We start from the raw sequence: 23,932 nt of genomic DNA, 5'->3' as shown, positions 1-23,932 counted from the left end.
GCTGATAGGCTCCGGCGGATGCCTCGGTACGCCACCATCGACGTCGGGACCAACGCGGTCCTCCTGCTCGTCGCCGACCGACAGCCCGATGGCCGCTTCCAAGCCGTCCGCGAGCGTGCGGAAATCACCCGCCTGGGCCGGGGCGTGGACAAGAGCCGCCGCCTCTCGCCCGAGGGCATGGAGGACACCCTCCAGGTGCTCTCCGCTTTCGCCTCCGAGGCCCGGAGCCTGGGCGCGGAGGCCATCGCCGTGTCCGCCACCAGCGCCGCGCGCGACGCGGAGAACGGTGCCGAGTTCCTCTCCGCCGCCAGCCAGCGTGCCGGTGTCGCCGTGGACATCATCTCCGGCGAATTGGAGGCACAGCTGTGCTTCACCTCGGCCTGGGCGGACTTCGGGCGTGGCGCCTCGGGGCCGCTCGTGGTGATGGATACCGGCGGCGGCTCCACGGAGTTCATCTACGGCGACACCCAGGGCCGCGTGTCCTTCTGCCACAGCTTCGATGTGGGCTCGGTGCGCATGAGCGAGCGCTACGTGACGTCGGATCCGCTGACCGCCGGGGACCGGGCCCGCGTGGAGGCCCACCTGCGCGAGACGTTCTCCGCCCTGCCCCCCTGCCCTCCGGGCGCCCGGCTCGTGGGCATGTCCGGCACGGTGACGACGCTCTTCGCCGTGCAGCACGCCATCGACCCGTACGACTCCGAGCGTGTGCACGGCGGCACCCTCCTGCGCGTCCAATTGGAGGCGCTGGCGGACAAACTATGCGGGTTGCCGCTCGCCGAGCGCCAGAAACTGCCCGGCATCCTGCCCAAGCGCGAAGACGTGATTCCCGCCGGCTGCCTCATCCTGCTCGAGGGCCTTCGGGCACTCGGGCTCGACCGTTGCCTCGTGAGCGACCGGGGCCTGTGTTGGGGCCTGCTCGCGCACCGCTTCGCAGGCCCCCACTCCTGAGCCCCCCGCTTCGGAGAGGGCCTCGACCAGAACGTTACTTGGAGTCTACCGCCTGGACTCCGTCCTTGGACTCCTGGCGGCACCTCTCCAGGAGCTTCTTCTTTTCGACGGCGTTGGCCGTCTTCCACTCGGGCAGTTGCGAGGCGACGCAGGCGGGCTGCGCGGGCTCGGTGGTCTGCGGCCCGGCCGTGACTACCGGCGAGCCGGGCCCGCTGGAGGCCGCCAGTTCCAACTCCAGCATCATGCCACGGATGGTCTCCGCCTCCTCGCGGCCCGTCACCTGCTCCCGGCCATGCCAGGCGACCCCGGCGTAGACATCCTCCACGCAATCCGGCACCCAGGCCGGGTACTCATCGCTGCACACCTCGTTGCCATTCAGGGTGGGCTTGCCAAACAGCTGCGCCTTCGTGGTGTCTCCCTCGGGCGTCAGCAGGACGTAGAACGTGGACCCCACCGTGTCCGTGGAGCCAGACACGAAGCGGTTGGTGCCCGTCACGGTCGTCAACGCCGTGCGCTGGCCCTTGAAGACGTAGAGCGTGGCGCCGTTCTTGCGCTTCTGGCGATCCGTCACCTGGAAGCCGCGCTTCGAGAACAGCTCCGAGAAACGGCGTGCCGCATCGTCCGTCGTCCCCGTGAGGACGAGGCGGGACTGCTTCTCCGGGAGCTGCGTCTCGCTACTCGGGCGCACCACATCGAAGCAACCCGTGCTCAACACCATCAGGCCCATCAGGCCCATCAGGCCCAACTCGTGGTTTTTCATGTGCGCGCATCGTAGCCGCCATCAGAGCGCGCATGCCAATCGAGGCAAGGCCAGGTGGGCGTCAGCCCTTCCGGCGCCCCTGGAGAATTTCCAGGAACGAGCGGGTACGCAGTTCCTCCAGAGTGAGCCCGGCCGCACGCGCCTCGTCCTCGGTGAGGGCGCCACAGGCGATGCCGCGCAGGAAGAAGTTGATCAACCCCTGCCCCGTGGCCGCGTCGTCGAAGACATCTCCCAGCCGCGTGGCCTGGGCGGCCTTGTCCATGAAGGCCTTCAGCCGGCGCGAGGCCTCGTCCAGTCCCTCCAGGAAGAAGGCGTACACGGCGGCGTAGCGCACGGGCACCTGCGCCGGGTGCAGATCCCACCCCTGGTAGAAGCCATCCGTCAGCGACCGGCGCACGTTGTCCGCGTGGAGCCGCCACGCGCGGTGCACGGCGGCGCGGTTCTCCACCTGCTGCTCCGGGGTGAGCGTCCCCCCCTTGGGCGCCTTGTGCGGCCCCACGGGCATGGTGGTGGTGGCACCGTCGGAGAGATGGATGCCCGTGCCCGCCAGCGACACCTGCATCACGTGCCGGGCGAAGTCGCAGGAGGGATGGAACAGGTGCTGGTGCGCCGCGGTGATGCCGCACGCGGCGGTGTAGTCGTACGCGCCGAAGTGCACGCCGGTGCAGCGTCCCCGGGCGGCTCCCACCAGCAGCGGCAGCTCCACCCGTCCCTCCCGATCGAAGAGGGCTTGCGGCGTCTCCACCATCAGCTCCACCTTCACCACGCCCCGCGGCAGGCCCAGGCCCTCCTCCAGGCCGATCAACACGGAGTCGAGCGCGGCCACCTGCTCGCGGATGGAAACCTTGGGCAGGGTGACCACGAACCCGGGCGGCAGGCGCCCTCCCGTCTTCTCCACCAGCGCGGAGAGGAACAGGTCCAGGGTGCGCACGGAGCGGCCGAAGAGCTCGTCACTGAAGGACTTGATGCGGATACCAATGAAAGGCGGCAGCGAGCCCCGCTCCAGGCCCCGCGCCATCTCCTCCGCCGCGGCCACCGCGTGCCCATCCTCCTCCGCGTCCGGCCGGTGGCCATAGCCATCCTCGAAGTCGATGCGGTAGTCCTCCACCGCCTCGCGCCGCAGCTTGGCCACCACGCGCGCGTGGACCTTCTCCGCCAGCCCCCCCTCCTCCGTCAGCCCCAGCACGCCGGCCAGGGTACGCGCATCCGGCGCATGCTCCTCCCACGAGCGCGACGCCACCTCCGCCAGCTTCGAGGCCGTTTCCGCCTTGAAGAGGTGCGCCCCCCCATAGACGGAGTGGACGGGCTGCCGCCGGGAGGACTCCCCGGGGTAGCGGTGGTTGAAGGCCTTGTTCGCCGCCTGGAGGGCGGCACGGGTGTCCGAGAGGCTCTGGGCGGTCAGGGTCGTCTTCATGGGGCGGCCGGAGACTCGCCCTGGCGGGCCCGGGACGCAACTTCACGCGGAGTTCGTGGATAATGCCTCCATGGATCCGATCGGCCGCCGCCCCGTTGCCCTCCACACGCCCCCCCAGCCCGCCAAGGCCGAGCCCCGCCCCGCCGCGAACACCGTCCAGACGCCGAGCAACCCCCAGACGGTGGGCCACACCCAGAAGAGTGGTTTCGAAGCACCCGGCGTGAAGGCCGCCCAGGCCCCCGTGGGCACCTGGCGCGCCCCGGCGGACTCGGAGCTGGGCAAGGTCATCAACGGGATGCTCGAGCGGCTCAAGCAGTGCGACATCAAGATCAAGGGGGATACCCCCGAGAGCCTCTTCCGCCGGGCCATCCTCGACAACAAGCACGTGAGCAACGAGCAGCTCCTGGCCATCTCCAAGGTGTCGCTGGAGCAGCTCGACTCCGGCCCGGAGACGCGCCAGAAGGTGCTGGCCAAGGTTCCCAACGCCCGCGAGCTGCCCGTCCACAAGTTCACCGTGGCCATGCTGTCGGCCGCCACGGGCATCGACGCCCAGAAGCTCTCCGAGGCCTGCCCGGACCTGGGGCTGACCGGGGCGCCGGGCACCCCCCTGCTCTACGCCGCCAAGACGGAGCGCATGCAGCGCTCCACCGCCCTGCACGACTTCACCGACTACCTCCGGGGCGCCGGCATCAAGGGCCTCAACAAGGCCGTCTGGGGTGTGGAGAACCGTGTGCTGTCGGCCGCCGTCAGCGCACTGGGCGGAGGCCGGTACTAACGGGTAACGTGCCCGGCCCATGGACGAACCCAACGGCCGGCTCATCCAGACCCTCATCGAGGCGCGCAGGCACCACTGCTTCCCGCCCGACGTGCGCGCCGCCGCGCCCGAGCTCATCGAGAAGGTCCTGGCTCTGCTCTTCCCCCACTTCGCCGAGCGGATGGACTGTAGCTCCGTCGGCATCCGCTCCGAGGTGGCCGTGGTCGAGGCCATCCTCACGCGCGCCCTGGACACGCTCGCCCCACGCTACCCGGGCCTGTCTCCGGACATGCCCCGGCGCTTCATGGAGCAGCTCCCGGAAATCTACGCCTGGCTGCGCCAGGACGCCGAGGCCATCAACGAGGCCGACCCCGCCGCCCGCAACGTGGACGAGGTCATCCTCACCTACCCCGGCTTCTACGCCATCGCCATCTACCGCATCGCCCACGCCCTGCACCGGCTCGGCTTCCCGCTGCTGCCCCGCCTCCTCACCGAGCTGGCCCACCAGCGCACCGGTGTGGACATCCACCCGGGCGCCACCATCGGCCGCCGCTTCGTCATCGACCACGGCACCGGCGTGGTCATCGGCGAGACGACCCTCATCGGCACCGGGGTGAAGATCTACCAGGGCGTCACCCTGGGCGCCCTCCAGGTGCAGAAGGAGCTCGCCGACAAGAAGCGCCACCCCACCATCGAGGACGAGGTGGTGGTGTACGCCAACGCCACCATCCTCGGCGGCGGCACCGTGGTGGGCCGCGGCAGCATCATCGCCGGCAACGCCTTCATCACCCACAGCATCCCCCCCGAGTCCATGGTCACCCGCCGCAGCGAGGTGCGCCACCGGGAGCCCAATGCCGAGTTCGACGAGCTTGAATATCACATCTGATGTAGCGGATATTCGTCTTCTGTAACGGACACCTTTCCCACGAGGGCATCCCCATGAAGGTGAACAACATCCTGGAGACGATCGGCAACACGCCGCACGTCCGCATCAACCGGCTCTTCGCCTCGCGCGTCGAGGTGTACATGAAGCTCGAGCGGGCCAACCCGGGCGGCAGCATCAAGGACCGCATCGGCCTGGCGATGATCGAGGACGCGGAGAAGAAGGGCCTGCTGAAGAAGGACAGCGTCATCATCGAGCCGACCTCGGGCAACACGGGAATTGGCCTGGCGATGGTGGCGGCGGTGAAGGGCTACAAGCTCATCCTGGTGATGCCGGAGTCCATGAGCATCGAGCGCCGCCGGCTGATGGCGGCATACGGGGCCTCGTTCGATCTGACGCCGCGGGCGCAGGGCATGAAGGGCGCCATCGCCCGGGCGCAGGAGTTGGTGTCTCAGACGCCCAACGCGTGGATGCCGCAGCAGTTCGAGAACGAGGCGAACATCGAGGTCCACAAGCGCACCACGGCGCAGGAGATCCTCAAGGACTTCCCCGAGGGCCTGGACTACATCATCACGGGCGTGGGCACGGGCGGTCACATCACCGCGTGCGCCGAGGTGCTGAAGGAGAAGTGGCCGAAGCTGAAGGTGCTGGCGGTGGAGCCGACCAAGTCGCCGGTGATCAGCGGCGGGCAGCCGGGGCCACACCCCATCCAGGGAATCGGGGCGGGCTTCATCCCGAAGAACCTGCACAAGGAGGCGCTGGACGGCACCATCCAGGTGACCGAGGAGGAGGCGTTCGAATTCACGAAGCGGTCCGCGCGCGAGGAGGGCATCTTCGTGGGCATCTCCTCGGGCGCGGCGCTGGCGGCGGTGAACAAGAAGCTGGCGGAGATTCCCGACAACAGCCGGGTGCTGTGCTTCTGCTACGACACGGGTGAGCGCTACCTGTCGATCGACAACCTCTTCCCGGCGCAGTAACCGCGGACGCCCCCCACCCCCACTCCTCCCTCTCCCCCTGGGAGAGGGCCGGGGTGAGGGTGTCGAGGACCCCGGGTTGACGGCTACGGCGTGGTCGTCAGGTTGGGCAGGGCAATCCAACCAAAGTGCCCGGAGTCCACGTAGCCGTAAACGAAGTCGAGCGTGGCCGAGACCCTCACGGCCGTGCCACTGCTGCAGTTGTAGAGAGGCATCGAGACGGAGTGCTGGATCTGCGCGCGCTTGAAGTTGAGCCGCGTGGTGTTCGGATAGACGGCCTTCGTCGGAGAGCCCTTCCCCGGCAGGTTGGTGATCAGATTGATGCGGCCATTGCGCCCCAGGTAGTGGACGGCCATGTTGCCGGCGGGGCAGTTGTCCGTCACGTGCAGCCCCTCATAGGGCGCGTTGTTCGAGGGGATGATGTACCAGTTGCTGTACGTCCCGCCCGGATCCGGCGCCGGGCGGTAGTTGGCGCCAATCCAATTCAGGATGTTGGTGGAGCCCGCGTCCAACAGGTCGGGACGGACCCAGCCGCTGATGGCCCCGTTGCTGGTCGGCACCGAGAAGCCCATGACCATGTAGTTGGAGTAGACGGAGGAGAGGGTCCGGCGCGTCCCCAGGTTGATGCGCAGCTTCGTCCCGGTGGTCACGTTGCCGAGCACGGCTCCGTGGTTGTCGTAGACGGACAGGGGCGCCGTGGCCGTGAACCAGTACGTCTTCGTATTCCGATTGCACAGGCGCGGCCGGGGATCACACTTCATTCCCCCGAGCTCACAGTTGTTGGGGCTGTTGATCGAATCCGCACTGGGGCTGCCGGTGCCGCATGCGGCCGAATCCGCGACGGTACACGGATTGGCGCTCCAGTCCGCCGTACATTCGCCGTCCAGCTCCTGCTCGGCCACCGAGAGCTCGCCCTCCTCCACGGGCGGCGTCACCGCGGTGCCACAGGCGGTGAGCACGGAAACCAGGAGACCCCATCCCCAACGATGCGAGGAATTCATCAAGCTTCGAGCAATGGATGACATGGTATCGAGTCCTTTCTTCTCGGTTTTTAATCATGTAATAACGGTTTTCCGTTCGCAACCGGTATAAAAGGAAATCATGCGGCCCCTCCTGCTGACCGTCCTGCTCCCGTCCCTCGCCACCGCCAGCGGCTTCCAGCGCCTGCACGCCGAACAGGCCTCGGCCACCAGCTTCCTCAAGAGCAACTGGAACAAGTACGAGGAGAACTACCACCCCAGCTACGTGCTCGATGACGATCCGAAGACGGCCTGGGTGGAAGGGACCGAGGGCGACGGCATCAGCGAGTCGCTGACGATTCCGGTCTCGGATCTCAAGTCGGCACGAGCCATCCGCCTCGTGATCTTCAATGGCTATCAGAAGTCCAAGGCGTTGCTGAACGCCAATTCCGCGCCCAGACAGCTCACCGTCACCGTGCGCGGACCCGGGGGCCAGGAGTCGGCGAAGACGCAGCTCACCCTCGAGCGGAAGATGGGGCCCCAGTCCTTCGACATCCCCGTGACGGGCGCCGTGGCGGACGTGGTGCTCCTCATCGACAGCGTCCACCCGGGCTCGAAGTACAAGGACACCTGCGTGTCGGACGTCCAGGTCTTCGTCGACAGCGAGGTGCCGTACAACGCCGCCGTCGAGAAGGGAAAGCGCGAGGCCCTGCTCCAGTGGAAGAAGGAGCGCGTGGAGGCCGCGAAGTACTTCGCCCGCCTGCCGAAGACCTACCCGTTCGCGTCCACGCGCTTCGAGGAAAAGGTGGACCAGAAGGTCCTCTCCAAGCGCTACACCCGGGTGATCGACGAGGACAAGGACGGCTATGCCGAAAAGGGAGTACCCGCCAGGGACTTCGTCCCGCTGCTGACCCAGATCAAGAAGGGACAGCTCGCCGGTCCCCTGGCCGATTCGGACAAGGCGCTGCTCCAGGAGCTCGACAAGCTCGCCGCCACACCGCCCCAGGACGGGAAGTGGTACTCGCTCACCCAGGCGGGACGCGTGGTCCTGCCGGAGAACGTCTCCTTCTCCTCGCTGATGGTGCCCTTGTTCAACCTGCCCGAGGCGACCCTCTTCGAGGCGAAGGGACGGGGTTCCCTCAAGCCCAGACTGAGCGACGAGGATGGCTACCAGCATGGCACGGTGCTCTCGAACCTGCTGGTGCTCGAGGGCTCGGCCACCGACGTGAAGAAGGTGTACTTCACGCAGACGCGCGTCATCGTCGAGCGCACCACCGACACCACCACCACGCATGCCCTCGCGCTCCTGGAGGGTGGAAGGCTCACGCGCCTGGTGACGCTGGAGACCAGCACGGATGAGATTGGAAACCCGATCATGTCCGCGGGCACCACGTCCGTGACGTACACGGATGGAAAGGTGTCACGGCTCGAGAAGACCGAGCTGGTGGACAGCGATTCCGAGTTCGATGGCGTGGACCCCGACTCGGGAATCATCGTGCGGACGACGACGAGCGAGGCCGTGTCGAGCACATGAAATGGGTGGTGCTCCCCGCCCTGCTCCTGGCCACCGCGGCCGGGGCGGAATCCCCCTCCCCATGGGACTTCGGGAACTTCCTGGAGCCCCTCCGCGTCCCTGGCGCCTCGGCGGAGACGTGTGAGTCGTGCCATCCGGAGGTGTACGAGGCGTGGACGCGTTCACGCCACCGGCGGAGCCTCGACAACGCCGTGTTCCTCGATGGCTTCGCGGCGGAGCCGCATCCCCGCTGTGTGTACTGCCATGCCCCGCTCGAGGAACAGGCGAAGGCGGCGATGCGGCGGCGTGCGGCCCTGATCCGGGAGCGCTCCCTCGCCTCGGTGCCCCGGGAATCGCTGGCCCACGAGGGCATCACCTGTGTGACGTGCCACGTCCGAGAGGGCGTGGTGCTGACGGCGAACCCCAAGCCCCCGGAGGCCGATCACCCCCTGCGGTCCGAGCCGAAGCTGGCCGAGCCCTCCTTCTGCGCGAGCTGTCACGAGTTCCTCGGCCACGAGGTGGTGGACGGGCGCTCCGTGCTCACCAGCGAGAAGATGCAGACGACCTGGAGCGAGTGGCGTGACTGGCGGAACCGCGGCGGACAGGGCACCTGCCAGAGCTGTCACATGCCCGGCAAATCGCACGCCTTCCGGGGAGCGTATGACCGGGACTTCCTCCGTGGCGCGCTCTCCCTGCGGCTCGAGCGGACACGGGGACAACTCGTCGCCATCCTCGAGTCCCGGGGCGTGGGGCACGCCTTCCCCACCGGGGACGTGTTCCGCCACCTCACGGTGTGGGCCGATGACAAGCCCGTGGCGCGGCTCGGGCAGACCTTCGAGCTCACCGCCTCGGAAGGGGGCGGCCTGCACGTGCGCCGGACCGGGAACACGGCGCTCCAACCCTTCGAGCCCACACGCGTGGCGCTCCCCACGGGCACCCGGCGCGTGCGCGTCACGTACCACTACGCCGAGGACCGGCACGAGCGGCGTGGCACCGTGCCCCGGGACCAGCTCGTCATCGAACTGGCCGCCCAGGACGCTCCCGCCCGCCGGTGACGGGCGCTACTTCGAGGCCGGACGCGCGAAAGCCGGGGCCATGGGCAGGACCTCATAGCGCCCGATGGCCCTGGCGGGATCGCGCTCGAGCAGGCGCTGGACCGCATCCATGGACTCCGCCTCGAACACGGCCAGGCCGAAGACGCCCTTGGGGTCGTGCACCGGGCCCGCCGCGACCAGCGTGCCGGCCGCGAGCTGGCCCTGGAGGAACTCGCCATGCGCGCGCATCGTGGCCTGCTCGTCCGCGGTCATGGACATGGGGAAGTCGGGGCGGTTCGGCACGAGGCGGGCGAAGAAGAAGCTGGAGGGCATGAGGAGGGTCCTGGTTTGGATGGCGCGGGCTCCATCAACTACGCTCGCGGCCCGTGACGCCATATACCATGCTGCACCTCGCGCTCGCGGGCGCGTTCCTCGTCCTCGCGCTGGTGCATTTCGTGACCTGGGCCGCCGTGCGCACCCAGCGGGTCCAGCTCTGGCTCGCCTCGAGCTTCCTCTGCTTCGCGGTGCTCACGTTCACCATCGGGCTCACCAGCCGCGAGGCCAGCGCGATGATCGCCGATACACGGCCATGGCTGATCCTCGGCGTCCTCCCGTCGATTCCCCTCCCCTACACCCTCCTGCGCGTCGCGTGGTCGATGCTGGATCTGCCGCTCACCCGCTGGCGGAGGGTGATGCTGGGCGTGGCCCTCACGCTCGGCACGGTGCGCGTGGTCGACGTGACCTGGTCCATCCTCTCGCTGCCCGCGGCCGGGTTGACCTCGGAGCAGATCACGCGGGCGACCGCGGGCCTGAGCCTCCCGCTGTTCTGGCTCCTGGCGACGAGCGTGGCCGGAACCTGGGCCGTGGAATCGGCACGGCTCCTGAAGCGCCGGGGTGCGATGGCGATCGCCGTGCTCGCCGCGGCCCTGTGCTCGCTCGTCCTGCTCGGCCGCGAGCTCGCCGTCGACACGGGCTGGCTCCCGGGTCCGTCCCTCTTCGCGCTCGTGGGACTCCCCTTCCTGCTGTTCGCTTCCTCCGCGCTCGCCATCCTCACCGCCCGCTCGCTGCGCGGCGCGGACCTGGGCACCGGCATCCACCGCTACCGCCGGCTCACCCGGCTCGGACGCGGCGGCATGGGCGAGGTGTGGCTCGCGGTGCGCACCGGCCGCGCCGGCTTCCACCGGCTCGTCGTCCTCAAGCGCATGCTGGACGAGAAACACGAGGAGCCCGAGGTCCTCCTCCACCGCTTCATCGGCGAAGCGCGCACCGCCGCGCGCCTCCATCACCCGAACATCGTGTCCGTCTACGATCTCGGACAGGTCGATGGCGCGTGGTTCATCGTCATGGAGTACCTGAGCGGCGTGAACACGCTCGAGCTCGTCCGGCGCATCAAGAAGGGGGACAGGCTGCCACTCGAGGTGGTGGTCGAGATCTGCCAGCAGGCCCTGCGGGGGCTCGCCTACGCGCATGAGCGGGGCGTCATTCATCGCGACATCAGCGCGGACAACCTCGTGGTGTCGTTCGATGGCGTGGTGAAGGTCGTCGACTTCGGCATCGCGCATGGCGTCGGCGAAGCACAGGAACGGGTCACCCCGAGCGCCTCCCCACCGCCCGCGACACGGCTCACCCAGGTGGGCGGCATCATCGGGAAGGCCGATTACATGCCGCCCGAGCGCCTGGCGGGCGCCGAGGCGACCATCTCCGGCGACCTCTTCGCGCTCGGCTGTGTGCTCCATGCGTTGCTGTTCGGAAAGCTTCCCGATCTCTCCATGGGCCTCCAGCTTCCGCAAGAGGAGCGGCCCGAGGCACCCGCCGCGTATGCGCTGCTCCGAAGCGTGCTCGCGACCGCGCTTCACCTGGACGTGGCGAGGCGTTACACCGACGCGAGGGCCTTCCAGCGTGCCCTCGAGCCGGTCCGGCAGGCACTCCCGGCGGTCGAGCTCACGGGCTGGCTGCGGGAGACCTTCCCGGAGCGGTGGACGCGCGAACGGAATCTCTCGGAATTGGGCGATCCCACGCCCGCCGAGGTGGAAGCACTGCTCACGCGAGAGACCGCCGCGGCCCCAGGAGGAAATGAGGAGGCCACGCGGCCCATCGGTGCGCCAGCTACGCCTCCCATCGAGGAACAGACAACGCGAATCCTTCAGCGTCCCCGCTGAAACCCAAGGAGTGTGACGTGGCCTCGAAAGCCGTCAGCAAGAAGCCCGCCAGCAAGAAGACCGTCAGCAAGAAGCCCGCGAAGCGCGGTGCATCCGAGCCCGAGAGCGTCGAGGCCTTCCTCGCGTCGCTCGAGCACCCGTACAAGCAGGAGATCGTCGCCCTCCGGCAGCTCATCCTCGGTGCCGATCCGAAGATCGCCGAGGGCATCAAGTGGAACGCACCGAGCTTCCGGACCTCGGAGTACTTCGCGACCTTCCAGCTCCGCGCGAAGGACGGCGTGCAGATCATCCTGCACCTGGGTGCGAAGACGCGGGACACCGCGCTCACGGGCATCCAGGTGGCCGACCCGGAGTCGTTGCTCGAGTGGCTCGCCAAGGACCGGGCATCGGTGAAGTTCCGCGATTCGAAGGACATCGGCGCGAAACGGACCGCCTTCGCCAACGTCCTCCGCGAGTGGATCAAACATGTGTGACGCGGAGGCCTGACCCACCTGAAACGAAACCGCCGCCCGCGAACCCACGCGGACGGCGGAGGAGAAACCAGCGGGTACGGGTCTTACATCGGGCCCGCGCAGTTCGGCCCGTGCACGCCGGCGGGGCACCAGTAGTTGCGGATGTTCAACCCGTCCTTCGTGCCCGTGCGCGAGCTGCAGGTGTTGCCCACCCAGTTGGCCTCCCTCAGGGTGATGCGGTTCGGGTTCGGCGCGGTGTCCACGTCCGCGACGTACGCGACGTGGCCGTACGAGCTCGACGTCGGGATCATCGCCACGCAACCCCTGTGGGCGTGGTTGCTGTTGATGATCGCCACCTTGTCGCTCCAGTAGGTCAGGCCATACGGGAGCTTGGGCTGCAGGCACCGCGCATGCAGCACGCAGTTGTCGCAGTTGCCACATGCCGCCGATTCCACGGCGCCGACGTCCTGATCATGCGCGTGGTCCGCGTGAGCCGCGGGGTCCACGGAGCTCACCTGCTCCTCGGGAGCCAGGTCCTCCGCCTCGACACCGCCACAGCCCGTCACGGCGAGAGAAAGGGAGAGAAGGGACAGCGCCACGATCCTGCTCTGGAATCGAAACATGGGGGGATTGCCTCCGTCGGTTGCCGCTGAGGGACAAACCAGCAATACCGGATTAGCATCCCAGGCCCAATAGACCTCCAAAACGGGTTGCGCCATCTGACGCATGAAAAATCCCGCCGAAATTCGATTCCTGGGATGCGGGCGGGCCTGGGCCCTCTCTCAGATATGGACGTGTGTCGCTCGCTGCCAGCCTGGAGCCCGCTGGGCGCATGCGCCCGGTCGACACGGGTGCAGTTGGAGGCCGCGGCCCTTCCGCTCGCGCTTCCCGCTGGAGCGACCTTCCACACCACCGGTGAAGCCGTCGCGGGGCTCACGCTCCTGTCACAGGGCGTGGTGCGGATCTTCCACGCCCTGTCGCCGGACTGCCAGTTCACCGTGAAGCTGCTCCGGGCCCCGCACATCCTCGGCGTGCTCGAGGTGATGCAGGCCAGCCGTTGGGTGGCGTCCGCGGAGGCACTCACCCCGCTGGAGGGGTACATCCTCCCCGCCCCCGTGTTCCGCGAGGCGCTCGCGATGGACCACGGCTTCACCACCGCGGTGCTGACGGACCTGGCGGCCAGCTTCGAGGGCACCATCCGGGTCAGCCGCGCCATGGGTTTCGATGGGTGCGAGCAACGGTTGATCCGCGTGTTGCTGGAGTACGCGGATCACTTCGGCCGCCCGGGAGAGGAAGGGCTCGTCATCCGCTATCCCCTGTCCCGGCAACGGCTGGCCCTGGAGATAGGAGCGGCGCGGCGCAGCGTGGACCGGGCCCTGGCGGCACTCACCTCCCGGAAACTGCTCTCCCTGTCTCCCAAGGGCTGGCAGGTGCTCCACGAGCCCGAGGCGCTCCGCGCCCTGTTGCTCGCCCCGGGTTGAGCGTCGGGTAGAGTCCCCCCCGGACCGAAATCCCCGAGGAACCCATGCCCGCTGACTCCACCGCCCTGGCCCCGCTGCTCCACCAGAACGCGCTGCGCGTGCGCCAGAAGAAGGAGTGGGGGGAGATCCTCACCGGCTTCGAGGGGCGCAACGCCTACGAGGTGGTGGGCGACGACGGGCGGACGCTCTTCTACGCGGGCGAGGTGGGCGGCGGACTGGGACTCTGGCTCCTGCGCATCTTCCTCAAGGCGAAGCGGCCCTTCACCCTGGAACTGAAGACGCCCTCGGGCGCCACGGTGCTGCGGCTGCGGCGGCCCTGGCGGTTCTGGCTCTCCACCGTGGAGGTGGAGGATGGGGACGGCCGGCTCCTGGGCCACATCCAGCAACGCTTCCGCTTCTTCACCCGCGCCTATGACGTGCTCGGCCCGAATGGCGAGGAACTGGCCCACCTGCGCGGGCCCTTCTTCCGCCCGTGGACGTTCGTCATCGAGGAGGGAGGCCGCGAGGTGGGCACCATCGCCAAGCGCTGGAGCGGCTTCGGCAAGGAGCTCTTCACGGACGCGGACAACTTCGGCATCCAGTTCGACGGCGCCTCGCGTGATGCGCGCCTGCGCCCCCTCGCGGTCGCCGCCACGTTCCTCATCGACTTCGTCCACTTCGAGAACCGGCACGAGAGCAACGGCTGAGCGGCCCGCGCCTGGTCGGGGCAGCAGACGATGCCACCTCCGTGCCGTCCGTATTCCGAACACATCGAGAGCCAAGAGGAGCCGAAATGGGAGCCTGGGGAGCCGGGAGCTTCGAGAACGATGACGCGCTGGACTGGCTGGGAGAACTCTCCGAGTCAGAAGACGCAGGAGTCCTCCACGAGACGCTCAAGACCCTCCTCAAGTCCGAGCCAGACGAGCGCGAGGCGCCCGAGGCAAGCGCCGCGCTCGCTGCCGCCGAGGTGGTGGCAGCGGGGATGGGATGCCCCGCCCGCAAGCTGCCCGAAGAGGTGCAGCAGTGGGTAGAGGCTCACCCGCTGGACAACCCCCGGGCCCTGGCACGACTGTCGCTGGATGCTGTCCGGGAGCTCAAGAGCCGCTCCGAGCTGAGGGACCTCTGGGAGGAGTCCTCCCTGGAGGAGTGGCTGAGTGAGGTGCGGGATCTCGAGACCCGTCTCACGGAGGCGCTCCAACGCCTCCAGCGCTGACGCGCCCCCCCCCTTACACGGAGGGTCTACCGGTCAGGATTTGTTGAATCTGGCTCTCGGCGGCGCCTGCTCCCGCGATGCGCTGGTGCGGCAGAACCTTCAAGTCCTCCTGGGTCACCAAGCGTAGCGCCTCGTCCTCCTGATAGACCTCCTGACCGACAATACGCAGGGTGAGCTCCGGGGGCACTGGGGTCGGGTCATGCCCCACCTTGGACCAGCGCCCGGCCTCGACAGCTTGGGTTCCCGTATAGATGTTGAGCCCGAACTCCCGCGGCAGTTCCTGCGGCAGTTCCGGCTTCGAGAAGGCTCGCTCGACCGATACCCCCATCAGCATCATCTTCTTGAAGATGGATGAGACGAAGAGCACCTTGGCGAGCGCGAAGTGCTCACCTACGGGAATGAAGATGACGTCTCCTCGTGACACCTTTGTCCTTGCCATGCCAACCCTCCTCGTCACAGAAGTCTCGGGCCGCAAGATGCCCTATCCGGCCAGGCAGGTAAACCGAATGTGTTCAGGGGAAGCCGACCTGCTCCTCCAGGAGCAGAGAGCTTCGACCCCCCCTGTCGTTCCCGGGCCGACCTGAATGGGCTCAATGGCGGCGAATCATATCTTGATGTTCATCGTTTTCATGTTTTGCAAGACAGAGGAAAACTCCGCATCACTGACGGCTTTCTGATAAGCCGTTGCATTTGGATTGGCCTGGGAATAGGACCAGATTTTATTATCGAGCTGGATCGTGGAGCTTCCGCTGGGGTTCGGTCCACCAAAGTGCTTGATGAGGCGCTGCTCCAGGTTCTTGGCTTCCGCCTTGCTGAGATTGTTGTTGAAGACGACGATCTGGGTGTAATTGGCCTTGCCCGACGGGAAGTCCAGTGCGTGTTTCGAGCCTCGGACGGGCGCATCGCCCCGGCCGACGTATTTGACCACGTTGTTGTTGTCGACCAGCACATAGAGGCCCTGCCCGTTCAGCTTGTCATAGTGAGCACCCGTTCCCTTGGAAGAGCCCTGGCCGACGGTGCAGCTTCCAGACAAGCCTAGTGGATCGATCGATGTAACAGGGTTGTCAACGTAATCATACAGCGCGAGGCCACCGGCGAGGCGGAGTGGGTCTTGAGAGGCATAGCAGCCGGAGGCGGGGTCATAGTAGCGGGCCCCATTGTAGTAGAGCCCAGTCTCGGGGTCCTCGTACTGCCCAGGCCAGCGCCATGGACAGGATGTGTGCGCGATCTCGGGCTGACCGCGACCCTGTATGTCCAATTGCATACGCCATGCAAGCTGTCCGGCCTCGTCGTACAACTCCAGCGGTGTACCGAGGTGGTCCGTGATGATGCTGTGGCGTTGGTTTCCCTGGAAGCGGGCGAGTGGGGTGAAACTCTCAGGCTCGAAGAGCCATGTGAGAGGTTCGGTTCCCGAGCCCAGCTCATGCACGGGGTTGGCGCCGTCCCAGAGCCATCGCGTCGTCCCCTGAGCGGAATGCTTGGCCAGCCGGCGCCCTATCGCGTCATACTCAAAAGTTACGCGGACACCAGCCGAGGAGAGCGCCGCAACGAGCTGACCCGCGCCATTCCACTCGTAGGTCCAGGTGGTGCCATCCGCCAGGGTGCGTTGGACGAGGTTGCCATCCGCATCATGCTGGTACCGGACGCCCGGGGACTCCATGGGCTGTCCCCCGGGGCCTCGTTGCCAGCCAGCCGATGGGAGCGCGAGAGGTGAAACGGATGGAGCAAGGCGCTCCTGACGCGTTCCATCCGGAAGGCGGGCGGCCGTGAGGCGAGCAGCCGCATCATACTCGAAGCGAATCGTGCCAGACCGGCTGTCCGCCAGGGAGAGAACCCGCTCGGGACCCTCCCATTGATAGCTCCGGTGGCGCAGGGGCGAGTTGCCCTGCATGACGAGGTGCTCGGTGGGCCGCCCCACCAGGTCATGGCCCCACGCTATCCGCAGCCCCCCTGGCAGATACCGTCCTGACTCCAACCCCAGGGTATTGCGCGAAATGAAGGTGCTCCAGTCCGCAGTGTCCTCCTGCCTGCGAGCGTGGAGGCCACCCACCCCTCCCGAGGTGTCGCGCTGAATGATCTGCCGCAGCCCGAGCGAGGACTCGACCGCGATGCGCAGACCATCCGGACCGTAGCGCGAGGCAACCCACTGGTCGCCCTGCTGCTCCTTCAAGATTCGGCCGAGTGCATCTCGCTCGAACTGAATGCTGGCCGCGGGATTGGTTGCCTTGAGCAGGGCGCCATCCTCGCGATAATCGAACCGAGCGAAGGTGCCATCCGAGTGCAGAAGCTCCACGGTCCGGCCCGCCGGATCGTACCGCATGGTGGTGCTGGCACCGCTTGGCTTGATGACCCGGGTCATGCGCCCGGCCGCGTCATACTCGTATCTCCAGGTGCGCCCGTCGAAGCCGCGCTCCTCCCTGACGCGTCCGTTGGCATCCAGGACATAATGGTAGCGTTGTCCTGCCTCTCCCTCGACGCTGGTGAGCTGGCCCTCGGTGTCGTACTGACGGCGGGTACACCTGCCTGACTGCTCGAGGTACGCCAGCCTGTGGAAGCCCGTATAGCCAAACACGAGGTGTTCCTGACTGCTGCGCACCTCCAGCAGGAACCCCTCGGCATCGTAGCGGAGCTGCCGCGTCTGGCCATCGGGCTCCGTGATTTCGACGACGCGTCCGCAGGCATCATACCGGCGCCGCTGGACACCGCCGTGAGCATGGTGGACCTCCACCGCCCTCCCGAGGTTGTCACAGACGTAGCGGTCTTGAGAGCCGTCGGGATTGCGGACGAGGCTCAGGTTGCGCTGAGCGTCGTATCCCAGCTCGAAGCGTCCGCCTCCAGGATTGACGATGGCTGAGATGGACCCGTCTCGGTACTCGAAACGGGTGGACTCCATGAGCGGGTTGGTTTTCTTGAGCAGTCTACCGGGCCGCTCCCACTCCCAACGCCATTCATTGTTCAAGCAATCAGTGGCTCGGATGGGGGCGTTGGACGCATTGAACTCGACCTTGAGTCGGGCTCCATCCGGTTTGACGAGGAGAACGCAATTGCCACGCGCATCGTATTCATACCGTGTGACGTTCCCCAGCGGATCATGCTCGGCCGTCCGGCGGAGCGCGTCGTCGTAGTCATAGCGCCACGAGTTGCCGAGGGGGTCCACCTTCTCCACCACGACACCGCGGCCATCGGCGCGGTAGGTGGTGGTATGCCCCAGGGAGTCGGTCACCTCGGTGAGGTTCTTCTCCTCGTCGTACAGGAGCCGATGGTCATGGATTCCTCCATCACCCCAGGTGTGCGAGCACCTGGCTTGTGGACCATGGCCCATATACTCGAAGTAGAAGCTCAGGCCCGTGCGGTCCTGCTCCCGGGTCAGCAGGTGCTCTTCATATTCATAGCGAGTGACATGCCCCAGTGCATCGTGGACCTCCACGAGGTCACCCGCCTCCGAGTAGACATAGCGGTTGTAGGGAAGAAGGCCCGGCTGTGTGGGATGTGGCAGCCACATTCTCGACAGGTAGCCCTTCGTGTCATGCTCCAAGCGCAGTCGCCGCTTCGCGCTGTCCACCACCCACTCCAGCAGGCCCCTCTCGTCGTACTCATAGATGAGCTCGAAGCCAGCGCGATCATGGGTGCGAGTGACCTTGCACACGCCCTGGTGGAGCAAGGAGACGGCGCGCATGGAGTGCACCAATCCATCCGGAGACTCCACCTCCCAACCCATCTCCCTCACCCGTCTGAGGGTCAGCCGGTTGACGGGCTCGTACAGCTGCTGGCCAGCCGAGAGCCGATGCATTGGAAGATGGCTCGTGTCGAATTCAATCTCCCGCCCGTCCTCTGCCCGGTAGACGACCCTCCCTTCCTCTTCCCATACCGCGAGGTCCAGTGAGTGACTCCAACCATGACCGACAACCGAGTCTCGCCAGGAAAGGCTGGATGAGTAGTTGCGCTCGAACTTGAGGGGAATCGGGCCGGGAAGCTCCCAGTCCACGGTCTCTGTCACCGTCCGCCCTGTCACTACGTCCACCGGGTGCCCGGTGAAGGTACAAATCGTCTTGTGCACCCTGTCGCGAGCCCGCTTGCCCAGACCCACCTTGTCCATGACGCCGGCCGCCGCATCGTGGATGCGGTCGGACAGGTCCTTCATCTTGCGGCTGCCCTTCTGCAGCTTGCGGACCTTCTTGAGCCCCTTCATCAGAGCCCCCAGGGCCAGCCTGGAGGCCATGCCTGTCATGGAGATGGTGGGAGGCCCTCCCACGAAGACGGGCGGCCCAGCGGGAATGGAGAGCGCGATGGAGGTGGGAAGGAGCAGCGTCTTGGCTCCGGGGCCCCGCTTACGTGGCGGCGAGGGCATGCCAATGTCCTGGCAGCTCAGCACCGGCAGCGTCATGTAGGTGAAGGGCTCATCGTCCACCACGACCGTGGAGCTGCCCATGAATGTTTCGTGCTCATTGCCTGGGGGCTTTGCGAACACGCCACCGATGGGGAAGTGCGGTGGCAGGGCAATGCCGCCCGTACCCGCCTGTGCCCGTGGTAGTCCATTGACCTTCACCGTGGCGCCGATGAAGGGGATGTAATCGAAAGGGTCGAAGATGATGCCTATATGCGGGTGGGGAATGGGCACCACGGCGCCAGGAGGTGTGATGATGAGGTGGATGTCGATTCCCAGGACTGGATCCAGGTGTTTGACCGCGAGCATCACGTTGTCTGTCCTCCCGAAGCTTGAAGGTGGGTGCGCCAATCCTGGCCGAGCAGCGAGTCCGCCTCGGACTCCATGCGCCGCGCAGCGTCCGCCCCTTGGCGTGCGAAGCTCAAACGCACCAGGGTCTCGGCCACGTAGGGCAGGGTGGAGGTGGCTCGCGCCCGAGATTCGAGCGTCTGGCCCAGCGCCCAGGCCTGCTGGCCGGTTGCCCAGGCCTCGTCCAGCGCACGGAGGGACTCGTGGCAGAAGCTCGCCATGCGCCAGCACTCCAGTTCCAGGTGCGAATCCGTGAGCTTGCGTGCCAGGGGCACGGTGTCCTCGTACACCAACGCAGCCGAGGACAGCTGCTGCCCTGCAATCAGAGCAGAGCCCAATGCCAGGCGCGTCTTCAACCGCAGTTCCGCTCCGTGCGCCTGCCCTCCTGCCTCGGCCTCGGCGGCGGCAGCCTCTGCCTGTTGATAGCGCTCAGCCGCATTCTGGGGTTTCCCTGCCACGAGCAGCGAGCCCGCCACCGCCCAATGCGCGGCCACAGTCAGCGCATGCCAGCCCTCCGCGGAGGCCACGTCCACCGCCTCGTTCCCCAGGCGCTGCACCTGCATCAGGTCGCCCCGCTGCGCAGCACCGGCCAGCAGTGCCAGCAGTTCCCGGTAGCGAGCGCCAGGTACGTTGGATTGTCCTGCTTGCTGAGCCACCTCGCGCAACGCTCCCAACACGTCCAGCGCCGCCACCGCCGTCCACACCCGCTGGGCCTCCTGCTGTGCCATTGGCTCCAACACCCGCGCCTCGGCGTCGTCCAGCACCACCATCCGTACCTGAGGTGAATTCAGCGAATCCAACGCCTCCCACAACCATTGCCGCCAGGCCTTCATGCTGCTCACCCGCGCTGGTACCAGCACGAGTGCCAACACCTCAAAGTCATCGGCGTACTGGCGTTGCAGCGCCGAGCAGGCGGACAGGAATGCCGCCGTCCCGGACTGCCCTGGCTTCGGGTCTCCCACTGGCACCTGCTCGCCGCTCTCCTCCACCAATGACAGCAGCGCCTCGCGCAGCGCGAACCCATAGGCCTCGGGTTGTTCGAAGGGAACGTCGAAGCGCAAGAAGAGGTCTGGACACTCCCCGGCCTGCTCATCCCCCTCCTTCTTCAGCCAGGCCTCCACCATGCGTACTTCATCCGGCTCCACCACCCAACGCAGCAGACGCGCCTGAGGCTTCTGGGCGAACTCCACCCACTGGTCGTGCAGCCAGTCCAACCGCTTCTCCACCGCGCTCTTCTTCTGCATGGCCCGGCCTTTCTTGGCGAACTCCATACGAAGGCACGATATTGGCCCTCCCGCTCCAGTCCCAAATCAAATGAGCGTTCTTGAAAGGCATTGACACCGACCTCGGGGGCCGTAGGGGCTGCTTGAGAGGCGCCGGGGTTAGCCTGCCCAGAGCCTCACCTCCCCGAGAACGCCCGGACCATCTCCACCAGCCGGTCCATCTCCCCGGGCTGGTTGTAGAAGTGCGGCGAGATGCGGATGCGCCCGCGCCGCAGCGAGAAGCTGACCTGGCGCTCGGAGAGGTATGAGGCCAGCGCCTTCACCTCCCCACGTGGCGGCAGGAAGGTCAGAATCCCCGCGCGGTGGGCAGGAGAGGGCCCCGTCTCACACCCGATGGCGCGCAGTTCCCCGTCCAGGTAGGTGAGCAGCTCCCGGATGCGGGCCTCGACGTTCTCCAGGCCCACCTCCAGCAGCAACCCCAGCGCGGCCCCCAGGGCATAGGTGCCGGCGTAGTTCTGGCTCCCCTCCTCGAACTTCAGGGCATCCGGGCGCAGCTCGAAGTGGGCCCGGTTGAAATTCCACGCATCCGTGGTGGAGCGCCAGCCGACAAGCACCGGCCGCACTCGCGGCAGCACGTCCTTGTCCACGTAGAGGAAGCCGATGCCGGACACGCCGATCATCCACTTGTGGCTGTCCGCACTGAGGAAGTGGATGCGGCTCTTCTTCACGTCCACCGGCAGGCAGCCCACGCTCTGGATGCCATCCACGCAGAAGAGCACGCCCGAGCGCTCACAGAGCGCGCCAATCGCGTCCAGGTCCGTGCGGTAGCCGGAGGCGAACTGGACGGAGCTGACGGCCACGAGCCGCGTGCGCGGGGTGATCGCCGCGGCCACGGCCTCGGGAGTCACGCCCCCTTCCAGGGTCGCGATCTCCCGGACGGAGACGCCCCGGTCGCGCAGGTGCATCCAGGGATAGACATTGGAGGGGTACTCGATGGACGAGGCCACGGCCACCTCGTCCCCGGGCCGCCAGTCGAGCCCCTCGGCGACGAGGCCCAGGCCATGGCCCGTGTTGCGCACGAAGGCGATCTCCTCCGGCGCCGCGCCCACCATCCGCGCCGCCAGCCGGCGGGTGTTCTCCGTCCGGGCCTCCCAGCCCCGCTCGTAGCGAACACCGTGCTGGAGCACGTCCTCCACCCACTCGCGCATGGCGTTGGCCACCCGCTGGCTCGTGGGGGCGACTCCCGCGTGGTTGAAGTACAGCTGCTCCTTCACGACGGGAAACTCGGAGCGGTAGGCGTCGAAGTCCGGGGACGAGGTCATGGCGGGCGCATCATGCCAGGACGGCGCGCCCCTGCAGCCCCTGGCGCACCGCCTTCCTCACGGACTCAGCGGCCCGGGCACGCCAGCGCGAGCCCCTGCTGCATGGACATTGTCCGAGATGCGCTCGTTGAGCGCATAGATGTTCCGCGTCAGGGCGAACGAGCCGAAGCACCCGGACACGTGCAGCGACAGAACACTGGCGAACAGCACCGCGACCAGGCGAGACGAACGCGACTTCATGAATCCTCCTTGAAGCGGAGACCGGGAACTCCGGCCCGCTGGTGGCGGAAGCTCGCTTCCGGTGGAGGGCATGTCCTCAGTCGTGTGCGGTGAACGGCCGGTGCGTCATGGTTGGAGTCCGTGGCGCGCGTCCGTGACAGCCCGCTCCATCGGCCCGCCCGCCAGGCCGCCGGGGCTCCGTTCCCGACTCCTGGGATTCCCCACGATAAATCCAGCACCGCCTCCGGCCCGTATCGCGGGTGACATGACTCGCTTCGAGCACTCACTCCATGAGGACCGACCATGCTGAAACTGAACCCCCTGGCCGCCATCGCGAGACTGACGGCCGCGACCCTGATCTTCCCGCTCGGGGCGCTCGCGGCCAACCACCGCGAGGCCCCCATCACCGCCCTGGACCACAAGGCGGACATCACCGATTTCTTCGCGTTCGTCAGCTACGACAACCCGGATAAGGTCACCTTCATCCTGGACGTGGATCCGCTGTTGGAGCCGGCGAACGGGCCCAACTACTTCCCGTTCGACCCCGAGATCCTCTACAGCATCAAGATCGACAACGACCACGACGCCATCGAGGACGTCTGGTTCGATGTGCGCTTCACCACGGAGATCCGCTCGCCCAACCTCTTCACGGGCTACGTGGGCGCGGGCACGGGCATCGCCGCCCCGGGCAACTCACCTCCACCCGTCGCCCCCGGCACTCGCGTCGTCCCACCCGCAATCACCGCCCTGGACGGGCCCGGCTCGGAAGGACTCAGCCTGCGCCAGAGCTACACGGTGACCCTGGCGCGCCGCGGTCCGGGCAACTCCGTGCAGCACGCCCGCCTGGGCGAGAAAACGCGCCTGTTCGCGCTGCCGACCAACGTTGGACCGCGCACCATGCCCGATTACCCCTCCCTGGCCCGGCAGGCCCTCTTCCGGGCCGGTGACGTCCGCGTCTTCGCCGGCACCGTGGAGGATCCGTTCTGGATCGACCTCGGCGCGGCGTTCGACTCCCTGAACTTCCGCGCCACCGGTTTCACGGTCCCCGGTGTGTTGTCGGACGCCCAGGACGCCGACGACGCCCGCAACTTCGCCAGCGATTCGGTCTCCGGCTTCAATGTGAACACCATCGCCATCGAGGTGCCCATCTCCCTGATCACCAGCGACGGCAAGAAGCACGCGGCCTCCGACCCCAAGGCCACCATCGGCGCCTGGGCCACGACCTCCCGCCCGCGTGTCACCATCCGCCGGAAGCCCGCCGAGAGGAACGGCGATGCCCTGAAACACCCGGACTGGGGGCAGGTGCAGCGCATGGGCAATCCCCTCATCAACGAACTGCTCGTGGGCACTGGCTTCAAGGACCGCTTCAGCATCGACCAGCCCAGGAACGACTCACAGTTCGCTCCCTTCTTCCTGGATCCGACGCTCGCGCGGGTGTTGAACGCGGTGTATGGGATTGACATCCCCGCCCCACCCCGGACGGATCTGCTGCCGCTGGTGACCTACGCGCCGCCCATTGCCGCCGCGGGCACTCCCGCCGGTCCGGTGGCGGATCTGCTCCGGTTGAACACGGGCGTCCCCCCCACCTCCGTGGACAAGCAGAAGCGCCTGGGCCTGCTCGCTGGAGACCCCGCCGGCTTTCCCAACGGGCGCCGCGTGAGCGATGACGTCACGGACATCGCGGCACGCGCGGTGGCGGGCGTGCTGAATCCCCAGTTCAACAAGGCCCCCAACAACCGCATCGGCGACGGCGTGAACACCAATGACGCCCCGTATCGGAAGACCTTCCCGTATGTCGGGCTCGCCTGGGATGGCCGCAACCGCCGCCACGTGGACCCCGGCGAAGTGGGAGGCGGCCCCGTCAATTAATCCCTCGCGCCGTGGGCGCGCTCAGCGTGCGCCCACGGCCTCTT

22 protein-coding genes are annotated in these 23,932 nt (G+C 67.2%); 12 read left to right on the top strand and 10 right to left on the bottom strand.

Going from position 1 to position 23,932, the window contains the following annotated elements:
• Positions 1-18: 18 nt before the first annotated feature.
• On the top strand, positions 19-948 hold the full coding sequence (locus BO221_RS20790) for a Ppx/GppA phosphatase family protein (RefSeq protein ID WP_073562207.1): 930 nt from the start codon (positions 19-21) through the stop codon (positions 946-948).
• A gap of 34 nt (positions 949-982) precedes the next feature.
• Here BO221_RS20790 and BO221_RS20785 read toward each other — a convergent pair whose 3' ends face one another.
• Positions 983-1,708, bottom strand: a complete 726-nt coding sequence (locus tag BO221_RS20785) for a hypothetical protein (RefSeq protein ID WP_073562206.1) — start codon at positions 1,706-1,708, stop codon at positions 983-985.
• Positions 1,709-1,769: 61 nt separating this feature from the next.
• Positions 1,770-3,122, bottom strand: coding sequence for a phosphoenolpyruvate kinase (locus BO221_RS20780; RefSeq protein WP_073562205.1), 1,353 nt, complete (start codon positions 3,120-3,122; stop codon positions 1,770-1,772).
• 70 nt (positions 3,123-3,192) lie between these two features.
• Here BO221_RS20780 and BO221_RS20775 point away from each other — a divergent pair, with 70 nt between their 5' ends.
• From BO221_RS20775 to cysK, 3 genes are read left to right on the top strand one after another with little or no spacing between them, the layout of a single operon-like run.
• On the top strand, positions 3,193-3,897 hold the full coding sequence (locus BO221_RS20775) for a hypothetical protein (RefSeq protein WP_073562204.1): 705 nt from the start codon (positions 3,193-3,195) through the stop codon (positions 3,895-3,897).
• A 19-nt stretch (positions 3,898-3,916) separates the two neighbouring features.
• Complete coding sequence (gene epsC, locus BO221_RS20770; RefSeq protein WP_073562203.1) at positions 3,917-4,762, top strand: serine O-acetyltransferase EpsC; 846 nt, start codon at positions 3,917-3,919, stop codon at positions 4,760-4,762.
• 53 nt (positions 4,763-4,815) lie between these two features.
• Positions 4,816-5,736: a cysteine synthase A gene (cysK, locus tag BO221_RS20765; RefSeq protein WP_073562202.1), complete on the top strand. Its 921-nt coding sequence runs from the start codon at positions 4,816-4,818 to the stop codon at positions 5,734-5,736.
• An 83-nt stretch (positions 5,737-5,819) separates the two neighbouring features.
• Here cysK and BO221_RS20760 read toward each other — a convergent pair whose 3' ends face one another.
• Positions 5,820-6,734, bottom strand: coding sequence for a hypothetical protein (locus tag BO221_RS20760; RefSeq protein WP_073562201.1), 915 nt, complete (start codon positions 6,732-6,734; stop codon positions 5,820-5,822).
• A gap of 100 nt (positions 6,735-6,834) precedes the next feature.
• Here BO221_RS20760 and BO221_RS20755 point away from each other — a divergent pair, with 100 nt between their 5' ends.
• Entirely contained in the window at positions 6,835-8,226 is a 1,392-nt protein-coding gene (locus BO221_RS20755; RefSeq protein WP_073562200.1) for a hypothetical protein, read from the top strand.
• Positions 8,223-9,260 (top strand): hypothetical protein, encoded by a 1,038-nt coding sequence (locus BO221_RS20750; RefSeq protein ID WP_073562199.1) that lies wholly within the window; start codon positions 8,223-8,225, stop codon positions 9,258-9,260. The genes BO221_RS20755 and BO221_RS20750 overlap by 4 nt, the downstream gene beginning before the upstream one ends.
• A gap of 6 nt (positions 9,261-9,266) precedes the next feature.
• On the opposite strand, the gene BO221_RS20745 is transcribed toward BO221_RS20750, so the two are convergent.
• On the bottom strand, positions 9,267-9,572 hold the full coding sequence (locus BO221_RS20745) for a YciI family protein (RefSeq protein WP_073562198.1): 306 nt from the start codon (positions 9,570-9,572) through the stop codon (positions 9,267-9,269).
• Positions 9,573-9,625: 53 nt separating this feature from the next.
• On the opposite strand from BO221_RS20745, the gene BO221_RS20740 reads away from it, so the two are divergent.
• Together BO221_RS20740 and BO221_RS20735 are read left to right on the top strand one after the other, a co-directional pair.
• A complete protein-coding gene (locus BO221_RS20740; protein ID WP_073562197.1) occupies positions 9,626-11,398 on the top strand; it encodes a serine/threonine-protein kinase in 1,773 nt (590 codons plus the stop codon).
• Between the two features lie 17 nt (positions 11,399-11,415).
• Positions 11,416-11,871, top strand: a complete 456-nt coding sequence (locus tag BO221_RS20735; RefSeq protein ID WP_073562196.1) for a DUF1801 domain-containing protein — start codon at positions 11,416-11,418, stop codon at positions 11,869-11,871.
• 83 nt (positions 11,872-11,954) lie between these two features.
• Here the strand turns inward: BO221_RS20735 and BO221_RS20730 are convergent, their stop codons facing one another.
• Positions 11,955-12,473, bottom strand: a complete 519-nt coding sequence (locus BO221_RS20730) for a hypothetical protein (protein ID WP_073562195.1) — start codon at positions 12,471-12,473, stop codon at positions 11,955-11,957.
• 171 nt (positions 12,474-12,644) lie between these two features.
• Here BO221_RS20730 and BO221_RS20725 point away from each other — a divergent pair, with 171 nt between their 5' ends.
• The 3 genes from BO221_RS20725 to BO221_RS20715 all read left to right on the top strand — a co-directional run bounded on the left by BO221_RS20725 (position 12,645) and on the right by BO221_RS20715 (position 14,523).
• Complete coding sequence (locus BO221_RS20725) at positions 12,645-13,331, top strand: Crp/Fnr family transcriptional regulator (protein ID WP_158079888.1); 687 nt, start codon at positions 12,645-12,647, stop codon at positions 13,329-13,331.
• A gap of 44 nt (positions 13,332-13,375) precedes the next feature.
• Positions 13,376-14,017 carry a phospholipid scramblase-related protein gene (locus tag BO221_RS20720; RefSeq protein WP_073562193.1) on the top strand — a complete coding sequence of 214 codons (642 nt, stop codon included), beginning with the start codon at positions 13,376-13,378 and terminating at the stop codon, positions 14,015-14,017.
• An 86-nt stretch (positions 14,018-14,103) separates the two neighbouring features.
• On the top strand, positions 14,104-14,523 hold the full coding sequence (locus BO221_RS20715) for a DUF4259 domain-containing protein (protein ID WP_073562192.1): 420 nt from the start codon (positions 14,104-14,106) through the stop codon (positions 14,521-14,523).
• A 13-nt stretch (positions 14,524-14,536) separates the two neighbouring features.
• Here BO221_RS20715 and BO221_RS20710 read toward each other — a convergent pair whose 3' ends face one another.
• From BO221_RS20710 to BO221_RS20690, 5 genes are all read right to left on the bottom strand, one after another.
• Positions 14,537-14,962, bottom strand: coding sequence for a hypothetical protein (locus BO221_RS20710; RefSeq protein WP_073562191.1), 426 nt, complete (start codon positions 14,960-14,962; stop codon positions 14,537-14,539).
• A gap of 165 nt (positions 14,963-15,127) precedes the next feature.
• Positions 15,128-19,216, bottom strand: a complete 4,089-nt coding sequence (locus BO221_RS20705; protein ID WP_073562190.1) for a DUF6531 domain-containing protein — start codon at positions 19,214-19,216, stop codon at positions 15,128-15,130.
• Positions 19,216-20,499, bottom strand: coding sequence for a hypothetical protein (locus BO221_RS20700; RefSeq protein ID WP_073562360.1), 1,284 nt, complete (start codon positions 20,497-20,499; stop codon positions 19,216-19,218). The genes BO221_RS20705 and BO221_RS20700 overlap by 1 nt, the downstream gene beginning before the upstream one ends.
• A 155-nt stretch (positions 20,500-20,654) precedes the next feature.
• Entirely contained in the window at positions 20,655-21,800 is a 1,146-nt protein-coding gene (locus tag BO221_RS20695; RefSeq protein ID WP_073562189.1) for an aminotransferase class V-fold PLP-dependent enzyme, read from the bottom strand.
• 57 nt (positions 21,801-21,857) lie between these two features.
• Positions 21,858-22,040 carry a DUF3332 family protein gene (locus BO221_RS20690; RefSeq protein WP_073562188.1) on the bottom strand — a complete coding sequence of 61 codons (183 nt, stop codon included), beginning with the start codon at positions 22,038-22,040 and terminating at the stop codon, positions 21,858-21,860.
• A gap of 282 nt (positions 22,041-22,322) precedes the next feature.
• On the opposite strand from BO221_RS20690, the gene BO221_RS20685 reads away from it, so the two are divergent.
• Complete coding sequence (locus BO221_RS20685) at positions 22,323-23,888, top strand: DUF4331 domain-containing protein (protein WP_073562187.1); 1,566 nt, start codon at positions 22,323-22,325, stop codon at positions 23,886-23,888.
• Positions 23,889-23,932: the final 44 nt, after the last annotated feature.

Source organism: Archangium sp. Cb G35, assembly GCF_001896145.1.
GTDB lineage: Bacteria > Myxococcota > Myxococcia > Myxococcales > Myxococcaceae > Archangium > Archangium violaceum.
The sequence above is the reverse complement of the archived record's forward strand: the minus strand, read 5'-3'. Positions and strand labels throughout refer to the sequence as shown.

Coding starts and splice junctions, on each gene's coding strand:
- epsC (WP_073562203.1), top strand. CDS start 3,917: ATGGACGAACCCAACGGCCGGCTCATCCAGACCCTCATCGAGGCGCGC.
- BO221_RS20760 (WP_073562201.1), bottom strand. CDS start 6,734: ATGAATTCCTCGCATCGTTGGGGATGGGGTCTCCTGGTTTCCGTGCTC.
- BO221_RS20685 (WP_073562187.1), top strand. CDS start 22,323: ATGCTGAAACTGAACCCCCTGGCCGCCATCGCGAGACTGACGGCCGCG.
- BO221_RS20745 (WP_073562198.1), bottom strand. CDS start 9,572: ATGCCCTCCAGCTTCTTCTTCGCCCGCCTCGTGCCGAACCGCCCCGAC.
- BO221_RS20700 (WP_073562360.1), bottom strand. CDS start 20,499: ATGCAGAAGAAGAGCGCGGTGGAGAAGCGGTTGGACTGGCTGCACGAC.
- BO221_RS20780 (WP_073562205.1), bottom strand. CDS start 3,122: ATGAAGACGACCCTGACCGCCCAGAGCCTCTCGGACACCCGTGCCGCC.
- BO221_RS20715 (WP_073562192.1), top strand. CDS start 14,104: ATGGGAGCCTGGGGAGCCGGGAGCTTCGAGAACGATGACGCGCTGGAC.
- BO221_RS20690 (WP_073562188.1), bottom strand. CDS start 22,040: ATGAAGTCGCGTTCGTCTCGCCTGGTCGCGGTGCTGTTCGCCAGTGTT.
- BO221_RS20775 (WP_073562204.1), top strand. CDS start 3,193: ATGGATCCGATCGGCCGCCGCCCCGTTGCCCTCCACACGCCCCCCCAG.
- BO221_RS20750 (WP_073562199.1), top strand. CDS start 8,223: ATGAAATGGGTGGTGCTCCCCGCCCTGCTCCTGGCCACCGCGGCCGGG.
- BO221_RS20695 (WP_073562189.1), bottom strand. CDS start 21,800: ATGACCTCGTCCCCGGACTTCGACGCCTACCGCTCCGAGTTTCCCGTC.
- BO221_RS20720 (WP_073562193.1), top strand. CDS start 13,376: ATGCCCGCTGACTCCACCGCCCTGGCCCCGCTGCTCCACCAGAACGCG.
- BO221_RS20755 (WP_073562200.1), top strand. CDS start 6,835: ATGCGGCCCCTCCTGCTGACCGTCCTGCTCCCGTCCCTCGCCACCGCC.
- cysK (WP_073562202.1), top strand. CDS start 4,816: ATGAAGGTGAACAACATCCTGGAGACGATCGGCAACACGCCGCACGTC.
- BO221_RS20790 (WP_073562207.1), top strand. CDS start 19: ATGCCTCGGTACGCCACCATCGACGTCGGGACCAACGCGGTCCTCCTG.
- BO221_RS20705 (WP_073562190.1), bottom strand. CDS start 19,216: ATGCTCGCGGTCAAACACCTGGATCCAGTCCTGGGAATCGACATCCAC.
- BO221_RS20730 (WP_073562195.1), bottom strand. CDS start 12,473: ATGTTTCGATTCCAGAGCAGGATCGTGGCGCTGTCCCTTCTCTCCCTT.
- BO221_RS20785 (WP_073562206.1), bottom strand. CDS start 1,708: ATGAAAAACCACGAGTTGGGCCTGATGGGCCTGATGGGCCTGATGGTG.
- BO221_RS20710 (WP_073562191.1), bottom strand. CDS start 14,962: ATGGCAAGGACAAAGGTGTCACGAGGAGACGTCATCTTCATTCCCGTA.